At 58.0% G+C, this 18929-nt stretch carries 18 protein-coding genes and 2 tRNA genes; 12 read left to right on the top strand and 8 right to left on the bottom strand.

The window, feature by feature from the left end:
* Positions 1-321 precede the first annotated feature (321 nt).
* Both CTATCC11996_RS08995 and CTATCC11996_RS24920 read left to right on the top strand, forming a co-directional pair.
* The gene (locus tag CTATCC11996_RS08995) at positions 322-783 is read left to right on the top strand and encodes a cupin domain-containing protein (protein ID WP_003075311.1); all 462 of its coding nucleotides are present in this window, start codon (positions 322-324) and stop codon (positions 781-783) included.
* A 184-nt stretch (positions 784-967) separates the two neighbouring features.
* Entirely contained in the window at positions 968-1273 is a 306-nt protein-coding gene (locus CTATCC11996_RS24920) for a heavy-metal-associated domain-containing protein (protein WP_003075309.1), read from the top strand.
* A 273-nt stretch (positions 1274-1546) separates the two neighbouring features.
* Here CTATCC11996_RS24920 and CTATCC11996_RS08990 read toward each other — a convergent pair whose 3' ends face one another.
* A complete protein-coding gene (locus CTATCC11996_RS08990; protein WP_003075307.1) occupies positions 1547-2779 on the bottom strand; it encodes a DUF4382 domain-containing protein in 1233 nt (410 codons plus the stop codon).
* A 200-nt stretch (positions 2780-2979) separates the two neighbouring features.
* Between CTATCC11996_RS08990 and CTATCC11996_RS25485 the strand changes: the two genes are divergently transcribed.
* Positions 2980-3234, top strand: coding sequence for a hypothetical protein (locus CTATCC11996_RS25485; protein WP_138983847.1), 255 nt, complete (start codon positions 2980-2982; stop codon positions 3232-3234).
* Positions 3235-3669: 435 nt separating this feature from the next.
* Here CTATCC11996_RS25485 and CTATCC11996_RS08985 read toward each other — a convergent pair whose 3' ends face one another.
* The 4 genes from CTATCC11996_RS08985 to CTATCC11996_RS08970 all read right to left on the bottom strand — a co-directional run bounded on the left by CTATCC11996_RS08985 (position 3670) and on the right by CTATCC11996_RS08970 (position 6613).
* Positions 3670-4053, bottom strand: coding sequence for a DUF6713 family protein (locus CTATCC11996_RS08985; protein WP_003075303.1), 384 nt, complete (start codon positions 4051-4053; stop codon positions 3670-3672).
* A gap of 407 nt (positions 4054-4460) precedes the next feature.
* Positions 4461-4982: a universal stress protein gene (locus tag CTATCC11996_RS08980; RefSeq protein WP_003075302.1), complete on the bottom strand. Its 522-nt coding sequence runs from the start codon at positions 4980-4982 to the stop codon at positions 4461-4463.
* On the bottom strand, positions 4979-5953 hold the full coding sequence (locus CTATCC11996_RS08975; RefSeq protein WP_003075299.1) for a TerC family protein: 975 nt from the start codon (positions 5951-5953) through the stop codon (positions 4979-4981). Before CTATCC11996_RS08975 ends, CTATCC11996_RS08980 begins: the two co-directional genes overlap by 4 nt.
* A gap of 147 nt (positions 5954-6100) precedes the next feature.
* Entirely contained in the window at positions 6101-6613 is a 513-nt protein-coding gene (locus tag CTATCC11996_RS08970; protein WP_003075297.1) for a universal stress protein, read from the bottom strand.
* 197 nt (positions 6614-6810) lie between these two features.
* On the opposite strand from CTATCC11996_RS08970, the gene CTATCC11996_RS08965 reads away from it, so the two are divergent.
* The 3 genes from CTATCC11996_RS08965 to CTATCC11996_RS08955 all read left to right on the top strand — a co-directional run bounded on the left by CTATCC11996_RS08965 (position 6811) and on the right by CTATCC11996_RS08955 (position 10275).
* Positions 6811-7695: a LysR family transcriptional regulator gene (locus tag CTATCC11996_RS08965; protein ID WP_003075295.1), complete on the top strand. Its 885-nt coding sequence runs from the start codon at positions 6811-6813 to the stop codon at positions 7693-7695.
* Positions 7696-7897: 202 nt separating this feature from the next.
* Positions 7898-9463, top strand: coding sequence for a sensor domain-containing diguanylate cyclase (locus tag CTATCC11996_RS08960; protein WP_003075293.1), 1566 nt, complete (start codon positions 7898-7900; stop codon positions 9461-9463).
* 443 nt (positions 9464-9906) lie between these two features.
* Positions 9907-10275, top strand: coding sequence for a DUF1428 domain-containing protein (locus CTATCC11996_RS08955; protein ID WP_003075292.1), 369 nt, complete (start codon positions 9907-9909; stop codon positions 10273-10275).
* A 660-nt stretch (positions 10276-10935) separates the two neighbouring features.
* On the opposite strand, the gene ychF is transcribed toward CTATCC11996_RS08955, so the two are convergent.
* The 3 genes from ychF to CTATCC11996_RS08940 all read right to left on the bottom strand — a co-directional run bounded on the left by ychF (position 10936) and on the right by CTATCC11996_RS08940 (position 13626).
* Positions 10936-12033, bottom strand: coding sequence for a redox-regulated ATPase YchF (ychF, locus tag CTATCC11996_RS08950; protein WP_003075290.1), 1098 nt, complete (start codon positions 12031-12033; stop codon positions 10936-10938).
* 274 nt (positions 12034-12307) lie between these two features.
* The gene (locus CTATCC11996_RS08945; protein WP_003075289.1) at positions 12308-12631 is read right to left on the bottom strand and encodes a hypothetical protein; all 324 of its coding nucleotides are present in this window, start codon (positions 12629-12631) and stop codon (positions 12308-12310) included.
* Between the two features lie 107 nt (positions 12632-12738).
* A complete protein-coding gene (locus CTATCC11996_RS08940; RefSeq protein ID WP_003075286.1) occupies positions 12739-13626 on the bottom strand; it encodes an MOSC domain-containing protein in 888 nt (295 codons plus the stop codon).
* Positions 13627-13789: 163 nt separating this feature from the next.
* Between CTATCC11996_RS08940 and CTATCC11996_RS08935 the strand changes: the two genes are divergently transcribed.
* From CTATCC11996_RS08935 to CTATCC11996_RS08910, 6 genes are all read left to right on the top strand, one after another.
* Entirely contained in the window at positions 13790-14917 is a 1128-nt protein-coding gene (locus CTATCC11996_RS08935; protein WP_003075283.1) for an FAD-dependent monooxygenase, read from the top strand.
* A 128-nt stretch (positions 14918-15045) separates the two neighbouring features.
* Positions 15046-15753: a DsbC family protein gene (locus CTATCC11996_RS08930; RefSeq protein ID WP_003071046.1), complete on the top strand. Its 708-nt coding sequence runs from the start codon at positions 15046-15048 to the stop codon at positions 15751-15753.
* A gap of 94 nt (positions 15754-15847) precedes the next feature.
* On the top strand, positions 15848-17665 hold the full coding sequence (locus CTATCC11996_RS08925; RefSeq protein WP_003075281.1) for a M61 family metallopeptidase: 1818 nt from the start codon (positions 15848-15850) through the stop codon (positions 17663-17665).
* 96 nt (positions 17666-17761) lie between these two features.
* Positions 17762-18541 carry an enoyl-CoA hydratase gene (locus CTATCC11996_RS08920; RefSeq protein ID WP_003075280.1) on the top strand — a complete coding sequence of 260 codons (780 nt, stop codon included), beginning with the start codon at positions 17762-17764 and terminating at the stop codon, positions 18539-18541.
* 73 nt (positions 18542-18614) lie between these two features.
* Positions 18615-18691, top strand: a tRNA-Met gene (locus CTATCC11996_RS08915).
* 129 nt (positions 18692-18820) lie between these two features.
* A tRNA-Met gene (locus CTATCC11996_RS08910) sits at positions 18821-18897 on the top strand.
* The last annotated feature ends 32 nt before the right edge of the window (positions 18898-18929 follow it).

Genomic DNA, 18929 nt, shown 5'->3' with positions numbered 1-18929 from the left:
ATATCGGAGCCAGTGATGCCGCATGCCAGAGCAAATTGCTGGTTCTGCAACCTCGAGCTTGGCAACCATGCCTTACCTCTGGCGCCCCTTGGCCCCTGATTGCCAAGAGCCGGAAACGACCATGAGCTGCGTACACAGACATTAGCTTCAGCATTGGCTTGGCTTGCCAACCCAATCTGCCTGCAATAGGCTTTGATACCTCCTGTCAATATCTGTGAAGTGCGCATGACGGATCATCACAACCCAATTCAGGAGGCTCGTCCCTGATGGCGCGTGCGATGTCAGCGGCGGTGTGCATGGGTCGCGCGCAAGGAGACTCTGATGTCTCATTTCTCGTTCGCTCGCTCGGCCAGCCTCGTCGCGCTGGCAATGATTCCTATGGCATCCTGGGCCATTCACGGCGCCGAAGGTGTCGAGTGGGGAGCACCGCCTCCGGTTCTCGCCAAAGGGGCCAAATTCGCGGTACTCCTGGGTGACCCCAATCAACCCGGCCCCTATGTGGTGCGTCTGTCCGTGCCCGCCGGCTATCGCGTCTTGCCGCATTGGCACAGCCAAGCCGAGAACGTGACTGTCATCTCGGGCACGGTCATGATCGGGATGGGCGACAAGTGGGACTCGAAGGCACTCAAAGTCCAAAAAGCCGGCAGCTTCGGATCGATTCCGGCCAAGACCAATCACTTCGCCATGTTCAAGGTTCCAACAGTGATCCAGATCCACGGGGAAGGCCCATTCGACCTGAACTACGTCGATCCGGCAGATGACCCGCAGAAGGCATACAAGTAAACCCAAGTTGCACTCCCGGCGTGCTCTCGGCGGGGCCGCTGGCGTGCCCCCCCGCGCAGACCAAGCGCATCAAGAACAGGTTGGCAGATGACATCGTTCCCGGTCAACTCGTAGGTACAAGGCATTTGACATTCTCATGATGTCAGGGTTGAGACTTGACTCACAACCTTGAAAGGAGCATGCAATGACTGCTTTTCGTGTGACCGATATGACATGCGGTGGCTGCGCGGGGCGCATCAAACGATCAATTGTGGCCATGGATGACAAGGCCTATATAGAGTTTGAGCTTAAGGAGCAAACCGTGCTTATCTCGGGAACCGCATCTGACGCCGAGTTTGCAGAGGCCATCCAGGATGCGGGGTATACGCCTGAGCTGATTGAACCGACCTCCGCCCTGGCAGGCAATGCAGGCCCGGATACTGCTCGATGCAAATGCCGGGCGGCACATCCCGGTGTTTCATGCAGTGGTGGCGATGATCCACCCTCATGAGCTTCGACGACGGCTAGGTCAATGAGGAGGCCGATTGAGGCAAGGATCTCGCCAGAGCGACCGGTTCACTCCCTGAAGTGCTGGTGCATCCATCGTTCTCCTCATAACCCCCGACTCTTCATACTGCGATTGCAACCCCGGTGATCTTCGATGGATGAAATGAAAGCGGCCTAAAAGGCCAGGCTTTCATTTTGGGAAGCAGGCGACAGCACGATCTGGGCATGGATACGGAATGCCACGAGCAGCATTTCGGTCCATTGCCCAGTTTTTTCCTCAAGGTGCCAGAACCAGATCCTTGGTGGTCACACTGTTGGCGATTGTCAGCGTCACGGCTGGCGCAGTGGTCTGAGTGGTGTAGCCGGCAGCGCTACCCAATATGTTGTACTTGCCAGCGGCAGCAGTATCTGCAGTAAACACCAACGGCCCGCTTGCGACGTAAGGTGCCTTGTTGGGCGCCACCAATGGCAGGTTCAGGCTGTAGTTTGCATTGGCAGGGTCAACCAGAGTCCATGCAGCATCGAGCCTTTGACCTGCGCTTAGCACTTGCTGGGCATTCACATCCGCATCTGTCAAAGGCGTATTGGATGTGTTTGTCACCTTGCCCGTAACAGTCGCCGAAGCAGACGCAGGCAGTGGAATGGGGGCCGTCGATGCGTTGAGCGCGGTGGTACCAGCAGCGATCGATACAGGAACGCCAGTCACTGCGGCGGTGGTCAGGTTCTGGCCTGCAACGACGACGGTGTAGTTGGTGTTCTCCGGCAGATATGCCAGCACGAACTTGCCTGTAGTGGCGTTGGGCACGGTGGCGCGCAAATTGTTGTCCGGGTCACGCGTGGACACCACGACGCTGGAGGCCAGAGCAGGATCCACATAGCCCACAATTGCTGTCGTCAATCGCTTGATGACGGCCACCACAGGTTTGAGGTTGTAGTTGCCCGAGTTACCTGCCTTGACAATGGACTTGCAGGCATCGAAGTCCAGAACCATATCGGCGACCTGGCCGCCGGTGACATTGAAATTGGCCTTCAGCTTGAAGCCGCTTTGTTGGCCGCTGGGAGTGGTCAGTGCGATCTCGTTGGTCGAACCCGATAGCACCAGTGCATTGGCCAACGGATTGGCAGATGTCGGGTTGGAAGGATTGTCAGCCAGCACCAAGCGGATTTGCTGGTAGTTGCCGGCCGGCAGCGGCAACGAACCCAATTCCTGCAGTACCCCATTGGTCAAACCGAGCAGGTCGATGCGTTGGGCTGGAATCGTCAACTCGCTCCAGCCAGAATCGGTGGTACCTGCCGTAGCGCTCTGATGCACACGGATTTTGGTGACAGTGACATAGACATGGTCGTAGCCGCACGCCGGAGCATCGGTCATGGCCAGCTTGAGCGTGCCTTGCTGTGGGGAGCTATCGCCACCACCACCGCCGCCACATGCTGCCAGGCCGGCAGCAATCAAACCCAGCCCAGCCCAGCACAGGGCTTTGGCAGAGCGAAATCCATGCAAGTTACTCATACGGTACCTTTTTGAAAACAAAGACAGCGCAATGCTAGGAGTGCCCTTGGATACAGTGTTACGACTCGTAGAACGCGGCATTAAAGCCGGCCTCTGAGCAGATCCGATCATGCTCTACCTTCAGTAACAAAGCCATTGAAACCTGCCTCCATCTGCCACAGTCATCGCCGAAAATAGGACTTGGCCGAGGTGATCCAGGTATGGGTTCCATGAAGGCTCGGATACCAAGCCTGCATTGCCGCACTCGAGCAATCATTGATAGAGAAATACAGACCAAAGCCATGCTGCGCAGCAAATTCGGAACACTGCTGGTGATCAGTGCTGCACTTTCTTGTGCGGCAGGATTTGCTCTGGATGCCCAGGGCAGCATCGCGAACCTTGAGCTTTGGATAGCTTTGGCAGTCCTGCTGCTCCTCAGCGGTGCAGTCCTGATCGCCTTGGGACAGAACGACTAGCCCCTTGAGGCCAAACAACGCTGTTGCCAGCATCAATCGCGACGGCCAGTTCCAGGCCCTGAGCAAAAGAAATGGTGACGTCGCCGAGATCCCTCCAATCATTCTCAGGACCTCCCTGCAGCTCTCGGCGACATGCGTCAGATCGAAAGGATTTCTATGAAAAAGGTGCTAGCGCTGGTCGCCACCGCTTTGCTGCTCAGCGGCTGTGTCGTGTATCCGAACGGCTACTACGACGACGGATACAGAAAGCCTCATCCTCATGGGTGCCCCCCTGGGCAAGCCAAGAAAGGCAACTGCTAGCGCTGAACCTCGCTGTGTTCAGCCCATAAGCACTTGCAGACATGAATCCATCTGATTGACTGTCAGTTGCCCGCCATGGAGCCACTGTCGACGCCGGTTGACTGCCGGCACCGGCCGGGATCAGGCGGTCACGAACTAAGGCAGTTTTTCTAGACGACGCAGAGCCACCAGCTGCCATATCGACAGAATGAATGTAGCCAGCATCAGCGCAATCGACATGGGCTGAATGAACGACTCGCTGCCTTGGAAGAAGAAAAACGCGTGAATGCCTATGGTCAAAAGGCCGAGACAGGCCAAGAGCTTGTAGAAAGGCAAGCCGGTTTTCATGTTGGCGACAACCCGGCTGTGCGAGTACATGACCAATCCAATGATTGGAATATTGAGGAGCAGGTTGCTTTGATTGCCGCCAGGAATGAGGAACAGCTCCCATTCATGCCAATAGGCTGCGTCGATTTGATGCGTGATCAGGATGGTGGCATTTGCCAGAAAGAGAAGGCGAAGGCGGTCTTGCATCGGCATTGACAATTCTTCTGTCTATTTTGTGGACATAAAGACTACCCTGGCCGGGCTGTTCAACCAATTCAATCGGGGATAGCCTCTCACGATCAAGAGCGATCGGTCATGAGCATTTGCGAACTGTTCGGACTGGACTTGAGCAAGTGACTTGACGACTTGACGCAGGCTGCGCCCCATGCAGTCAACGTGAACACCCGAACCAGCCATTGCACCCAAACCCGTCAGATCCGGCCACGGGAAGACTGCACAGGCCGGGCATTCACTGCCGCAACCAATCCACAAGATTTCGATTGCCGGTGCCTGCTTGGTATCCACTTTCACCAGTCAAGCATCGCCGGTCCGCTGAATGCGTCAGCTCTGCACGAATGCAGGCAGTCTGTTGCGTCAGCCAACTCCATGCACATCTTGACTCAACGTACGATCAAAACCGGCATCTGTGCCAAGCGCAAGACCTTGCAAGTCACAGACCCGAGCAATACGGCTTCTGCTGCCGTGAGCCCGTGGGAGCCGATGCAAATACCGAAGCAGCCAAGAGTTTCAGCCAAGCCCACGATAGCGATTGCATCATCACCCATGACGACGTGAAGGCGCCAGGTGATAAGCGTGGCCGATTCTGCAAGCGCTCGGCGCGCCATGGCCGTGACTGCCCAGCCGTATCGACCCAACTCGGTCTCCGCAGCCTCTTTGCTCAACCAGGGCTGCACATTCACGAGGTCAAGCATGCTCCCTTGCCCCATTGCCACCAAATGGGCACCCACGGCAACAGCACGCGAAGAGCACGCGGAGCCGTCCACTGCCACCAGCCAACGCTCGCCGCCGGTGTTCGCACAGTTGCACTCGCCTTTCCACGTCAACGAAATCAGCCTGCCAAGACTATCGCGCCGCTCGAGATCAGGCGCAGGTATGAGTGCAGGCATCGCTGCATTGCTCATAAAACACTCCTCGAAGATTTTCGGTCTGAGAGCTTCACGCTAAGCAGCACGGAAATCAGGACAATCGAGCCAACAATGAGTAGCGACCAATGCACGGGCATATGAAACCAGGGCATCATCAGCATCTTGCCGCCGATGTAGATCAATACCAGAGCAAGGCCGTACTTGAGCAGATGGAAGCGTTCGGCCATGTCGGCCAGCAGGAAGTACAGCGCCCTCAAACCCAGGATCGCGAAGATATTGGATGTAAAGACGATAAATGGGTCGGTGGTGACAGCAAAGATGGCCGGAATACTATCCACGGCAAAGACCAGGTCACTCGCCTCAATCATCAGAAGCACCAAGAACATCGGTGTTGCATGAAGCAATCCATCGACGCGTACGAAAAACGACTGGCCATGAAAGCCTGGCGCTATACGCATATGGCAGCGCAACCAGCGTAGCAGTGGATTCCTTTCCAAATCAGGCTTTTGCTCAGCCATGATCAGCATCTTGCCGCCCGTGACCACGAGCAGCAGCCCAAAAACGTAGAGCAACCACTCAAACTCGGAAACAAGCCAGATTCCGCCAAGAATCATTGCTGCCCGCATCACGATCGCTCCAAGAACCCCATACAGCAGCACGCGTCGCTGCAACTCTGGCGGGACAGCGAAGTAGGTAAAGATCATCACGAAGACGAACATGTTGTCTACCGACAATGCCTGCTCGATGAGGTAGCCGGTAAAGAATTCAAGTGCCTTGCGATTGGCAATTTCACGACCTGCGGTAGCGTCCAAATACCACCATAGCAACGCGCCGAATGTCGTGGCAAGAGCCATCCAGGTGGCAGTCCAGCTGGCAGCCTCCTTGGCCGATACGCGGTGAGCCCTGTTTCCACCGAGGACAAATAGATCCAGGCCCAGCATGATGAGCACAAAGACAATGAAGCCGACCCACATTGGGCCAGTTGCCAGGGTTTCGATGTTTAGCATGAAATGGCCCCAAGCGTTTGCTTCTTTTGCCTTGAGATGCTGCTTGCACCATGAGCCGCTGACATGCCCCGGCAAACCGCAGAGACAAGGTGAAACAACAGCGTAGCGAGGGTGGAACGAGCGGCTCTCAACGTAGCTGTTGAGTTCTCAACTGGAAGCCATCCATAGAGCCACAATGCCCGCTCCGGCACCGACTCCCGCTGGAATACCAATGCGCTCCAGCTTCGAGGCGGGCTCGCCCGGGATCACCTCTACAGGCACGCCGGTTCGCTCCAGCACCTGATTCGTCACTGAATTTTCGACAAGACGTACCAAGGAGCTCTTTCGTGCCGTGCTCATGACAATCAGGTCGCAATGAAGCCTGCGCGCAACATCCACAATGCAGTCAACCTTGTTGCCGACTTCCGAGTGGACAGCGTATGGAATACTGGCAGCATCCAGCATTTGTCGAGTGGTTAAGAGCGCCGACTCCGTCTGCTCATGATGAAACTCCATCCGGTCACTCCTGCTTGAGTAATCGGCGATGAGTTTCGAGAATGGCGGCTGCACGTTCAGGAGATGAATCTCCAGATCTTCGCTCTTCCTGAACTCGTCGATCACGTGACGTATTGCAAACAACGAATTGGCTGATCCGTCTGACGGGACAAGAACTCTCAGCATGGTGCTTCTCCTTTGAGGTGAGCTGCTTGGTGCAGTGACTCTCCTGAGTGAATCCTCGTTCAAAGACTGCTTGCGCCTTCTGATTCGAAGGTTCTTTGCAGAGCACTTCTCCCTGCCCCGGACAGCACCAACAATAGCGATGCAGCAATTTAATAAAAGCAGATAATTCGGAAGCAATAGCTCCGAAAAGCCGAACAATGAGCCCTGGCTTCAGTTACAGGCACCTTTACTATTTTTGGGTTGTCGCCAAAGAAGGAGGCATGGCCCGTGCTGCCGAGCGCCTGGGCATGGCTGTACAAACAGTTAGTACCCAGGTTCGTGAGCTGGAGCGGTCACTGGGCTATGCACTGCTCAAACCTGCAGGGCGAGGCGTTGTCCTGACAGACGCAGGACTTGCCGCCATGCGACAGGCAGAGCAAATCTTCCAGCTAGGGGAGCAGCTGCCTGCGGTAGTGCGTGACGCAGTGGGCATGCCGACCATGCGGTTGATCGTCGGCATCGCCGACGAGTTGCCTGAGCTGGCGGTACGAAGCCTGATGCAACCTGTGATGCTGGAGCCTCATCTTCGACTTTTGTGCTTGGTTGACGAATTCGAGGATTTGCTGGGCGATCTGGCTTTGCATCGACTTGATGTCGTTCTTGCCGACCGGGCCGCTCCTCCAAACCCCAACCTGAAGGTCTATAGCCACTCCCTGGGCTCATCCCCATTGGCCTGGTACGCACCTGCATCCTTGTTTGCAGCAGCTCGGCAAGACTTTCCGCAGTCTCTGGCCAAAGTTCCCGTACTTCTGCCAACGGCCCATGCGGCAGTGCGCGCAAGGCTTGATCAGTGGTTTGAACGTGAATCCATCAAACCGCATGTCATAGGCGAGTTCGAGGACAGTGCATTGCTCAAGACGTTTGGAGCAGCTGGCATGGGTGTCTTTCCAATGGCCAGCTTGGTTCACGAAGACTTGACGACCCGATATGGGGTGAAGCGTTTGGGCGATTGCGAGGGTGTGGAAGAACACTTCTTCGCGATTGGTGCAAGCCGGAAGGTGCTACATCCTCTGGTGCAAAAGCTATTTTCGACCAGAGGCTAGATCTCCTCGTGAAGCAAGCGCTCAGCACTGTCGGCGAATCGAGGTGCAGTGAAGTGCGCGCCTGCGATCAAAACCGTCTATGGCCGAAATCCCCAAGAGCCATCAAAGCAGACTGTTGTGAAATGTGAAGAAAGCGCTGTGCTGACTTATTCAAGCACAATCTTTACAAGTTCGATATCACCAGCGCAGGTGCTTAGACAATATGAAATCAACTCATTGGTTTGCTATTGATCGCAGTCACTTCTCCAACATCTCCTATGCAATGCTCTTCGTGGCTGGAGCAATTGCGCTCTCGATGGCTGCGATCTGCGCAGCAGCTCTTTATCAAAGTCGGCTGGACACGATGAAGCACGCGGTGGAGACATCGCGTAATGTGGCGCTTCTCGCCGAAAATGACGTAGTTCGAAATCTCGAACTCTATGCGCTGTCATTGCAGGCCGTGATTGATGGATTGAACGATCCTGAAGTGATGGCCGCATCGCCGCACCTGCGCGAAGTTGCCTTGTTCGACAAAGCTGCGACTGCATCCTATTTGGGATCAATTCTGGTCTTGGATACCGAGGGAAACATTGCCATCGATGCACGAAAAGTCAACCCAGGCAATGTCAACTTCTCCGGCCATGATTTCTTCACCGTGCATCGAGAAAATTCCGGTAAAGGACTATTTGTGGGAGACCCATACGCATCGCCGCTACATGGCGGCGCCTTGAGCATTCCCCTGAGCCGTCGGCTTTCTCATGCAGACGGCTCTTTTGCAGGCGTAGTGCTGATCGATGTCCAGCTTGAATATTTCAGAAAACTATTTTCCGGGCTGTCGCTGGGTGAGAATGGATCGCTTGCATTGATAAGAAAAGATGGCGCGATGATGATGCGCCAACCCTTTGATGCCAAGGTCATAGGGCGCAATATACGAAACGCAAGCACATTCAAGCGGTTCATTGCTGAGCCTGAGGGCAGCTTTTCAGATATCTCCTACCTTGATGGCACTCATCGCCTGTACTACTTCAAGAATCTTCCGAGCTTGCCGTTCATTATCATGGTCGCGAAAGCGCACTCCGATATCTTCACGGCTTGGCGACAACGTGCACTGATCATTGCCTGTCTGATGGGGGTGCTCACAGCAGCCTTTATCGGCTTGTCCTTTGCTTTCGTGACACAGCTCAAGCGACGAATACGCGCCGAGTCGGAGCTGGCCTTGCTAGCTCGTACCGATGGGCTGACGGGCTTGAACAACCGCCGCAGACTCGACGAAATGTTGGATCAGGAATGGCACAGAGCAAGACGAAACCATAGCATTTTTTCATTGCTATTCGTCGATATTGACAGGTTCAAGGTCTACAACGACACATACGGACACCAAGCTGGGGATGACGTCATCGCAACCATAGCCAAATGCATAGGTGACAGTATTCGCAGGCCAGGAGATATCGCAGCTCGTTATGGAGGCGAGGAGTTCATCGTTGTTTTGCCGGATACATCTCTAGAGGGCGCTTCATGCCTTGCAGAAAGCATCCGCGCCGCCGTTTCGCAACTCTGTGTTGAGCACTCCGGAAGCGAATTCGGCTACATCACAGTCAGCATTGGTTGCGCGGCATGGGAGCCAGAACACGATGCAGATGTAGCCTCGGTGATCCGTTCGGCCGATGAGGCGCTGTACAAGGCCAAGACGACAGGTCGCAACAAAGTTGTTGTATTCACCAAAAGTCCGACACAGCGAGCTGCAGACTTTCGGGACACAACGCAAAGCCATAGCCAGTCCCTGATCTGAATCTGTCATGGAGGCTGCACCGGTGCTGGTGCTCGATAGACACAAGAGAGAATGACGAAAGGTTGCAATGCCGCTTAACAATGTCTGCTTGCCCTGACAGCAGCAAAGGCTGTAACGGATTTGCCGACGGCCAGAAGCTGTCTGTCACAAACTTCAGCTTCTGCGCTGGTGAGCTGCCTTACGATCAACGCGAAAACTGCCACTACATTCCCAGCGAGCCAATCGACCGACATCAAGCAGGGGAGCAGGATGCATGTGCATGACTGGTCAGATTCCCGGTCGCCACAGACAATGTTGAAAGGCCATGCTCAGCCTTGATTGCTGGAGCGTGATCTGCGAGCTCAAGGGGTCCAGGCTGAGAGCATTTCAGCTACCGGCTCTATGGGCATTGTGAATGCGGCGCCAGCTCCGCATCTAACGGTCAATTCAGCAGGAGTGAAGAGATGTCATATATCGATGGTTTCGTGATCGCTGTCCCCACCGCCAACAAGCAGAAGTTCATTGAGCACGCGCGCAAGCTCGACCCGATATTCATCGAGCTGGGCGCAATCAGGGTGATCGAGGCTTGGGGAGATGACGTCCCCGATGGAAAAGTCACCGACTTCCGCCGCTCGGTTCAGGCCACTACCGAGGAGACAGTGGCTTTTTCATGGGTCGAATGGCCGGACAAGGCCACGCGCGACGCAGCCATGAAGAAGATGATGGAAGACCCGCGCATGGACCCATCCGCCCCCGGCAACCCGCCCATGCCCTTCGACGGCAAGCGCATGATCTTTGGGGGTTTCGAGCAGGTCGTCGAAGTGAAGCCCTGAGGGCTGATGTTCAGCTCATTGAGCTGTCAGGTTCAAACCCAGGCGACATCACCCTCTCACCCAGTTGCTTGATGCCATGCAGCCTGGTCTTCACCTAGCTGCGCTGGCGATCCCCGCGCCAGCCATGGCATGCCTTGCGTCCAAAGCGCCTGCATGCGGCAGTCGCTCTCATTGCGACGCACATAAAGACATCGCCTTTGCGCATCCGGGCATTCTCTCGGGGGAGTGATGGGTGTGGCGGGGCGGCATGCGGGGGCTGTGCGTCATGAGCTCCATGAGATGTGACGGTCAACCGCAACGCCGTGCGTTGTGCCTGCAATCGCGGCAGTACCGCCGGCCCGGGAATTTGAGTCCGGTGGACTCAGCAAGCAGAAGCTTGCCTACCCTGGCTGGATTGATGAGCTGCCTGCCGATACCGGCTATTGCCACCTCCGGCACAAAGCCGGCGGCTGAGCGCTGCCTTGTACTGCATCCAGTTGGGGCTCGATAGCGGGGCTGGACTGCTGGGAGCTGTGCCCAGTATCCAGACCTGCCTGTCGCCGCGACACTGATTGATTCAACAATGCCGCCGCAAGCCTCTGCCAGATGCGCCCTTCAATGACGGTAGCACCTGGGCACAAACGGGCATCCATATGTGCCCAGGGTGCATGTCAATCGTGCTTATTTGGGAGAGAACAGGAAGTTCATCACATCGCCGTCCCTGACGATGTACTCCTTGCCTTCGGCGCGCATCTTGCCGGCATCCTTGGCACCTTGCTCGCCCTTGAAAGCGACGAAGTCTTCAAAGGCAATGGTCTGGGCACGAATGAAACCGCGCTCGAAGTCACCGTGAATCACGCCCGCGGCCTGGGGAGCCGTAGCGCCGACACGCACAGTCCAGGCACGCACTTCCTTTTCACCGGCGGTGAAATAGGTCTGCAGGCCAAGCAGCTTGAAGCCTGCACGGATCAGGCGGTTCAGGCCAGGCTCTTCCAGGCCCAGTTCCTGCAGGAACATATCGCGGTCTTCGTCTTCCATCTCGGCCATTTCGGCCTCGATCTTGGCGCAGATGGCCACCACGGGGGCGCCCTGAGCTTCTGCATATTCCTTGAGACGATCCAGAAAAGGATTGTTTTCAAAGCCGTCTTCAGACACGTTGCCTACAAACATGGCGGGCTTGGCAGTGATCAGGCAGAAAGGCTTGAGCAGGGGCGCATCTTCCTTGGACACCGACACCACACGGGCGGGCTTGCCTTCATTCAGGGCTGCCTGAATGGGAGTCAGCAGTGCCACCAGCTTGGCGGCTTCCTTGTCGTTACCGGACTTGGCGGCCTTGCTGTAGCGGTTCAAAGCCTTTTCCACCGTGGCCAGATCGGCCAGGCACAACTCAGTCTGGATGACTTCGATGTCGGAAATCGGGTCCACCTTGCCGGCCACGTGAATCACGTTGGGATCTTCAAAGCAGCGCACCACGTTGACGATGGCATCGGTTTCGCGGATATGGGCCAGGAACTGGTTGCCCAGTCCTTCGCCCTTGGAAGCACCGGCCACCAGGCCGGCGATGTCCACGAACTCCACGATCGCGGGAACGATGCGCTCGGGCTTGACGATCTCGGAGAGCTGATCCAGACGCGGATCGGGCACTTCCACCACGCCGGTGTTGGGCTCGATCGTGCAGAAGGGATAGTTCTCGGCGGCGATGCCGGCCTTGGTCAGCGCGTTGAAAAGAGTGGACTTGCCCACGTTGGGCAGGCCCACGATGCCGCATTTGAGGCTCATGGAAATTCCTTATGTATCAATGCACTACCCGGCACCACCCCCATGTGGCGGAAGTGCCCGATCCGCATCGTCGCGAATCCGGTTCTTTTGAGGCGTGACCCATAGGCACTCTGTTCACTCAGAGTTTCGTCCCGGTTTGGCCACGGAAAGCCCCCGATTGTAATGACCCGGCAATCTCTGCTCATCTGCGGTAGATTGCGCCGCCGTTCCGGCCAGAAAGCAAAAAAGCCTGCGTAAAGACAGGCTTGGGAGAAAAAGTCCGGGAAATGCCGGATCAATCAGCGGTCAACGCCGGCGAACTCTGTCGCATCGGGCCAAACAGTTGCTCCAGCCCGGCAGTCTCCTGCAGCCGTCGGAACTGGGATTGCGGACTGCACAGATATTTGGTCATGCAGGGAGTCTGAGAGTTGCGCATCAAGGCAGGCACCTTCTGGACAAACTCCAGCACCCAGTCTCCAGCCTCACAGCCAATATGGCCATGACCGTCCGGCAGACAGAAATCGCTGTCGGGTGCACGAAAAGTCAGGCGAGCGATCTTTCCGGCAAAAGCACTGCTGCCGGTGAGAACCACGAAATCGCCAGATTTGAATTCAGCCATGCCGCCCTCCCCTCGTTGCTGTTGCCAATGCCCTTATTGGACACTGGTTCTGCTGCATCACCATTACAGGGATGCCCCAAGTCTTTGAGGGTCAAAGGCCTACACCTTTAATCAAAGCGCAGATTGCCCGCCAGTTGCTGACCCACAGCCAGCTCTGCTGCAGCATCCGCAGCGTCCGGAAGACCCATCACTATGGCATTCATACCAAAAGTAATAGCACCATCCACACGCGGATCTTGGCGATAGCTGGAAATTGAATCTCCCACTGCCGTGCCGGGTACGGCGGTGTCGGGGTCTATATCGGGAATCGGGCAGCGCGTACAGGGCTTGCAGGGCAGCAGGCTCAGACCGGGCAACTGGGGCAGATCCAGCTGTTCCACACGATCTTCATCATGGGCCTCGATATCGGCAATCACGATATTCGCACGAAAGCGCCGCGCATCGACAGCAGCCTCGCCAGCCTGCGTCAATCGCTGATTGAGCTCGTCCACGGCCGACTGGCTCAGCAGCAGCAAAGGGTAGCCGTCGGCAAAATGCACCGGAGCGTCGCTATCGCCCACCCAGCGTTCACTGGCCCGGCGCGGTTGCGAACTATCAAAGCGCACCAGATGGCAGTCCTGCGCCAGAGCCCGACTCAGCCAGCTGCGTGCAGGCGCGGCCCATTCACCGAGGTCCCAGGCATCGACCGTATCCTTCCAGACCCGCGCACGGCATTTGCGGCCCTGTACCAGCAAAGGAATCTGCAAACTGTCCATATCCGGAAAATGCAACAGCAAATACTCATCCGTAATCTCGGGCCGGATCAGCGCCATGCGCGGATGACTGCGCTGTGTCAAGAAATCGCCATTGGCATCGACCACCATCCAGTGCCTGTCCCATTGCAGCCCATGGCGCGAGAGCTCGGCCTTCGGCACGGCAATACCAGCGCAGGATTTGACGGGGTAGATCCACAGTTCGGCAATCCGGCCCTGCACGTCATAGGCGGTGTCGGTCATCACATCTCCTTCGATTACGGATTCTTCATCATTTTGCCGCTAATCCCTTGCCTGATATCCGCAGGCCGCTATCAACAACATAGTTGCCCGCAACGGGTGGTCAACGGGCCTGAGGTTTCCTCTATGAGCGCAGGTCCTGTCCACGCCTCCTACAATGCCGGACATGGCGCAAACCTTTGATGTATGTATTCGTGGAGCCGGCATTGTGGGCCGGACCTTGGCTCTTTTGCTGGCGCGTGAGCGTCTGCGTGTGGCGCTGGTGGCGCCGCCTCAGCCTCGATCCCCGCAACAAAAGGATGTGCGCGCCTATGCGCTCAATGCCAGTTCCAGGGCCGTGCTGCAGTCGTTGCGCTGCTGGCCTGACGACGAGGATGCTACACCCGTGGTCGGCATGCAGGTGTTTGGCGATCTGGACGGCCAGGTCCAGTTCGACGCAGCGTCTCAGGACGTGCCGGCACTGGCCTGGATCGTCGATGTCCCCGCGCTGGAGCAGCGCCTGGCCGAGGCCGTGCGCTATCAACCCCAGGTGGAAATCGTCAAGGAACCGGTGGAGGCCGCACTCACCGCCGTCTGCGAAGGCCGCTCAAGCAGCACGCGCACCGAGTTCGGCGTGGAGTTCTCCGTCACACCCTATTCCCAGCACGCAATTGCTACCCGGTTGAGCTGTGAGCTGGCGCATGGCGGCATTGCACGCCAGTGGTTCACGCCGGAAGGAATTCTGGCCTTTTTGCCTTTGGGCGGGGCCGAAGGTCACGAAGTGGCCGTTGTCTGGTCGCTGGAACAATCGCTGGTGCCTGACTGGCTGGAAAGCGACGAAGAAAGCTTTACCACTCGCCTGCAGTCCATCAGCCAGGATGCGCTGGGCCGGCTGGAGCTGGTGGCCGAGCGCGCCACCTGGCCTCTGCAGCAGGCCGTGGCCGACCGCTGGTGCGGACCGCTGGACAGGAACAGTCAACAAAGCTGGGTGCTGGCGGGTGACGCCGCCCACAACGTCCACCCGCTGGCCGGCCAGGGTCTGAACCTGGGCCTGGGCGATGTGCAGACTCTGGCACGCATCCTTCAGGAGCGCGACTACTGGCGCAGCCCCGCCGATCTGAAGCTGCTGCGCCAGTACGAGCGTGAGCGCAAGGCATCTCTGGCTCCCATGGGCCTGGCCATGGACGGACTGCAGCAGCTGTTTGCCCGCCCAGAAGTGCCTGTGCAGATGCTGCGCAACTGGGGCATGAAGGGCTTTGAACGCAGCGGCCTGCTCAAGTCCTGGATGGCCAAGCAGGCCATGGGTCTGCTCTGAGAGGCGGGTTCAGGGAACCCTTGGCTCAGTCCTTACTCCAAGCAACAGCCCTGCCGTCCATGCATAGTGGATGGCAGCCTATCTCATTCTTTCCACGCTGCAGCGCGCTGCAGCCCACGACATCTTCCATGAAACTTGTTGCCTGCCTGCTGGCCACCGCCAGCCTGACCTTCGGCCTGAGCGTGCATGCCCAGGATGCCAACCTCAAGAAGACGCTGACCGAGCGCATTCCCCAGCTCGAGAAAATCGACGAGGTGCGCTCCACCCCCATGAGCGGCCTGTACGAAGTGCGCGTGGGCACGGATATCTTCTACACCGATGCCAAGGGCAACTACCTGATTCAGGGCGAGCTGATCGACACCAAGGCACGCCGCAATCTGACCGAAGACCGCATGACCCAGCTCACGGCCGTGGACTTCAAGCAGTTGCCCATCAAGGACGCCATCACCATCGTGCATGGCAAGGGCGAGCGCAAGATGGCCGTGTTTGAAGACCCGAACTGCGGCTACTGCAAGCGCTTTGAGAAAGACCTGCAGAGCGTGGACAACGTCACCATCTACCTCTTCCTCTACCCCATCCTGAGTCCGGACTCGGCCGAGAAGTCGCGCAATATCTGGTGCGCCAAGGATCAGGCCAAGGCCTGGCATGAGCAGATGCTGAACAGCAAGAACGCGCCAGCCGCCCAGTGCGACCCCGCCGCCATCCAGCGTAATCTGGCTTTCGGCCGCAAGTACAAGATCACCGGCACGCCCACCGTGATCTTCTCCAACAATGTTCGTGTGCCCGGCGCCATCTCGGCTGCCGAGGTCGAAAAGCACCTGGCCGCCGCCAAGTAATCTCTGTCTCATTGCCGGAGCAGCGCGCACCTGATGCAGTTTCAGGCGCGCTGCGCTAGGTTCGCATGCTCCGGCCCGCATTTCTGGAGCTGCCATGACATCTGTTCTCAACACATCCGGCATTCGCCCCGACATCCGCTTCGCCGTGCAGGCCAGCGCGGTGGACGCCCATCTTTTCGATGTGGAGTTGCATATCGCCCAGCCTGCGGCACAGCAGTTGCTGTCGCTGCCGGTGTGGATTCCGGGCAGCTATCTGGTGCGCGAGTTTTCCAAGAATCTACAGGCCTTGAAGGCCACGCAGAACGGCCAGCCCGTGGCCGTGCAACAGCTCAGCAAGAATCAATGGGAAATCGCCTGTAACGCTGATGCAGATTGCGTTATCAGCTATCAGGTTTGCGCCTATGACACCTCGGTGCGCACGGCCTGGCTGGATCGCCGGCGTGGCTTCTTCAACGGCACCAGCCTGTGTCTGCGCGTGCATGGCCAGGAGGACCGCCCCCATGCGCTGGAGCTGCTCGGCAGCCCCGCCACCGAGGGCTGGCAGGTCGCCACTGGCCTCACGCCCGCGCAAGTCGATGCCAACGGCTTCGGCCTCTACACGGCTGCCCATTACGACGAGCTGGTGGACTGCCCCGTGGAGATGGGCCGCTTCTGGCGCGGCAGCTTTGAGGTCGGCGGCGTGCCCCACGAGTTCGTGGTGGCCGGCGCAGCGCCCAGCTTTGATGGCGAGCGCCTGCTCGTCGATACGAAAAAGATCTGCGAGACCGAGATCGCCTTCTGGCACGCCGACGGCAGCCAGCCGCCCATGGATCGCTATGTCTTCATGCTCAATGTGGTGGATGACAACTATGGCGGCCTTGAGCACCGCAACAGCACGGCGCTGATCTGCGGCCGCCGCGATCTACCGCGCAAGGGCGAAGCCAAGGCTGGCGAAGGCTATAACACCTTGCTGGGCCTGATCAGCCACGAGTACTTCCACACCTGGAACGTCAAGCGCCTGCGCCCGGCCGAACTGGCCCGCTATGACTACGAGCAGGAGAACTACACCGAGCTGCTGTGGTTCTTCGAAGGCTTTACCAGCTACTACGACGATCTGTTCCTGCGCCGTGCCGGACTGCTGGACAACAGCCAGTACCTCAAGCTCGTCACGCGCACCATCAACCAGGTGCTGCAGACGCCGGGCCGCCTGGTGCAGTCCGTGGCCGAGGCCAGCTTCGATGCCTGGGTCAAGTACTACCGCCAGGACGAGAACACCGCCAATCACACGGTCAGCTACTACACCAAGGGCTCGCTGGTCGCTCTGTGCCTGGATCTGGCCCTGCGCGCCAACGGTCCGGGCAGCCTGGACGATGTGATGCGCGGCCTGTGGCGCAAGAGCGCAGGCGGCCCCATCAGCGAAGCCGATGTGCTGACCGTGGTCAGCGAAGTGGGCAACCTCGACATTGCCGGACAGCTGCAGACCTGGGTGCACTCCACCGGCGAGCTGCCGCTGCGCGAGCTGCTGGCCACGCATGGAATCAAGAGCAAGGCCGAGCCCGCACAGCTGGCGCAGAAACTGGGCCTGCGTGTCCAGGAAAACCATAGCGTGCAGATCAAGACCGTGCTGCGCGGCGGCGCTGCCGAGCAGGCCGGCATGATGGCTGGAGACGAGTGGCTGGCCGTCGAGGCCGATGGTCAGCGCTGGCGCATCAGCAAACTGGACGATGTGCAGCTGTACGCGGCCGGCTCCAATCAGCTCACTGCCTGGGTAGCACGCGACCAGCAGATCCTGCAGCTGACGCTGAACACGGGCAGCCTGCTCGCCAAAGCCGCCAGCGAGGATGCAGATAGCGCCAGCCCCATCAGCAATCTGGGGCTGGAAATCAGCGACAAGGCCGCCGCAGAGCGCTGGCTGACGGGCATTGCGGCCTGAGCCCGGCCCCAAAGTGGCGCTGCAGCGCGACAGCCGGCAGCCAGACTCAGCGGTTATTCTTGGCAGCAGCCATTCATTCTTTAGCAGGAGACAAACTTGGCCTACGAAACCATCGAAGTCCGCGTGGAAGCGGAAAAAGTCGGCGTCATCACGCTGAACCGTCCCAAGCAGCTCAATGCCCTGAACGACCAGCTCATGGACGAACTGGGCGATGCGCTCAGGAAGTTCGATGCCGACAAAAGCATTGGCTGCATGATCATCACCGGCAGCGAACGAGCCTTTGCCGCCGGTGCAGATATCGGTGCCATGGCCAAGTACAGCTTTGCCGACGCCTATGGCGGCGACTACATCACGCGCAACTGGGAGACCATTCGCAGCATCCGCAAGCCCGTGATTGCCGCCGTCAGCGGCTTTGCCCTGGGCGGCGGCTGCGAGCTGGCGATGATGTGCGACTTCATCATCGCTGCCGATAACGCCAAGTTCGGCCAGCCAGAGATCAAGCTGGGCGTGATTCCCGGTGCCGGCGGCACGCAGCGCCTGCCGCGCGCAGTGGGCAAATCCAAGGCCATGGACATGGCTCTGACCGCCCGCATGATGGATGCCAGCGAGGCCGAGCGTGCCGGTCTGGTCAGCCGCGTTGTGCCTTTTGACAAGCTCATGGAAGAGACGCTGGGCGCCGCCATCATCATCAGCGGCTTCTCCCAGCTGGCCGTGATGGCTGCCAAGGAGTCCGTGAACCGTGCGTTCGAGAGCGGCCTGTCCGATGGCGTGATGTTCGAGCGCCGCCTGTTCCATGCCCTGTTTGCCACCCAGGACCAGAAGGAAGGCATGGACGCCTTTGTGAACAAGCGCCCCGCCCACTTCACCCACCAGTAAGCAGCAGATTTTTCGCAAGAAATTTCAGCAAACCGATTGAAGAAGCGATTTTTTGCATATAATCGCTGTCTTCGGTCGTATAGCTCAGTTGGTTAGAGCGCAGCATTCATAATGCTGATGTCGCAGGTTCGAGTCCCGCTACGACCACCAGACAGGAAACCGCAGTGTTTGCAAAAGCACTGCGGTTTTTTCTTTGTCGCAACGCTCGCTGCAGTCTGCGCACAAAAATTCCCAACTTGGCTGCCAACGCCATTTCTTCCTATACAATTGCGGGCTGTCGGTCGTATAGCTCAGTTGGTTAGAGCGCAGCATTCATAATGCTGATGTCGCAGGTTCGAGTCCCGCTACGACCACCACATCCAAGCCCCAGTTGCTCGCGCAACTGGGG

This window comes from Comamonas testosteroni ATCC 11996, from assembly GCF_000241525.1.
GTDB classification, from domain to species: domain Bacteria; phylum Pseudomonadota; class Gammaproteobacteria; order Burkholderiales; family Burkholderiaceae_C; genus Comamonas; species Comamonas testosteroni.
This window is presented reverse-complemented; position numbering and strand designations above follow the sequence as displayed.

What these genes read in the sequence shown, in the direction of transcription:
- CTATCC11996_RS08955 (WP_003075292.1), top strand. Translation starts at nt 9,907, where the DNA reads ATGTCATATATCGATGGTTTCGTGATCGCTGTCCCCACCGCCAACAAG.
- CTATCC11996_RS08985 (WP_003075303.1), bottom strand. Translation starts at nt 4,053, where the DNA reads ATGCCGATGCAAGACCGCCTTCGCCTTCTCTTTCTGGCAAATGCCACC.
- CTATCC11996_RS25485 (WP_138983847.1), top strand. Translation starts at nt 2,980, where the DNA reads ATGGGTTCCATGAAGGCTCGGATACCAAGCCTGCATTGCCGCACTCGA.
- CTATCC11996_RS08970 (WP_003075297.1), bottom strand. Translation starts at nt 6,613, where the DNA reads ATGCTGAGAGTTCTTGTCCCGTCAGACGGATCAGCCAATTCGTTGTTT.
- CTATCC11996_RS08975 (WP_003075299.1), bottom strand. Translation starts at nt 5,953, where the DNA reads ATGCTAAACATCGAAACCCTGGCAACTGGCCCAATGTGGGTCGGCTTC.
- CTATCC11996_RS08960 (WP_003075293.1), top strand. Translation starts at nt 7,898, where the DNA reads ATGAAATCAACTCATTGGTTTGCTATTGATCGCAGTCACTTCTCCAAC.
- CTATCC11996_RS08945 (WP_003075289.1), bottom strand. Translation starts at nt 12,631, where the DNA reads ATGGCTGAATTCAAATCTGGCGATTTCGTGGTTCTCACCGGCAGCAGT.
- CTATCC11996_RS08965 (WP_003075295.1), top strand. Translation starts at nt 6,811, where the DNA reads ATGAGCCCTGGCTTCAGTTACAGGCACCTTTACTATTTTTGGGTTGTC.
- CTATCC11996_RS08935 (WP_003075283.1), top strand. Translation starts at nt 13,790, where the DNA reads ATGGCGCAAACCTTTGATGTATGTATTCGTGGAGCCGGCATTGTGGGC.
- CTATCC11996_RS24920 (WP_003075309.1), top strand. Translation starts at nt 968, where the DNA reads ATGACTGCTTTTCGTGTGACCGATATGACATGCGGTGGCTGCGCGGGG.
- ychF (WP_003075290.1), bottom strand. Translation starts at nt 12,033, where the DNA reads ATGAGCCTCAAATGCGGCATCGTGGGCCTGCCCAACGTGGGCAAGTCC.
- CTATCC11996_RS08995 (WP_003075311.1), top strand. Translation starts at nt 322, where the DNA reads ATGTCTCATTTCTCGTTCGCTCGCTCGGCCAGCCTCGTCGCGCTGGCA.
- CTATCC11996_RS08980 (WP_003075302.1), bottom strand. Translation starts at nt 4,982, where the DNA reads ATGAGCAATGCAGCGATGCCTGCACTCATACCTGCGCCTGATCTCGAG.
- CTATCC11996_RS08925 (WP_003075281.1), top strand. Translation starts at nt 15,848, where the DNA reads ATGACATCTGTTCTCAACACATCCGGCATTCGCCCCGACATCCGCTTC.
- CTATCC11996_RS08990 (WP_003075307.1), bottom strand. Translation starts at nt 2,779, where the DNA reads ATGAGTAACTTGCATGGATTTCGCTCTGCCAAAGCCCTGTGCTGGGCT.
- CTATCC11996_RS08940 (WP_003075286.1), bottom strand. Translation starts at nt 13,626, where the DNA reads ATGACCGACACCGCCTATGACGTGCAGGGCCGGATTGCCGAACTGTGG.
- CTATCC11996_RS08930 (WP_003071046.1), top strand. Translation starts at nt 15,046, where the DNA reads ATGAAACTTGTTGCCTGCCTGCTGGCCACCGCCAGCCTGACCTTCGGC.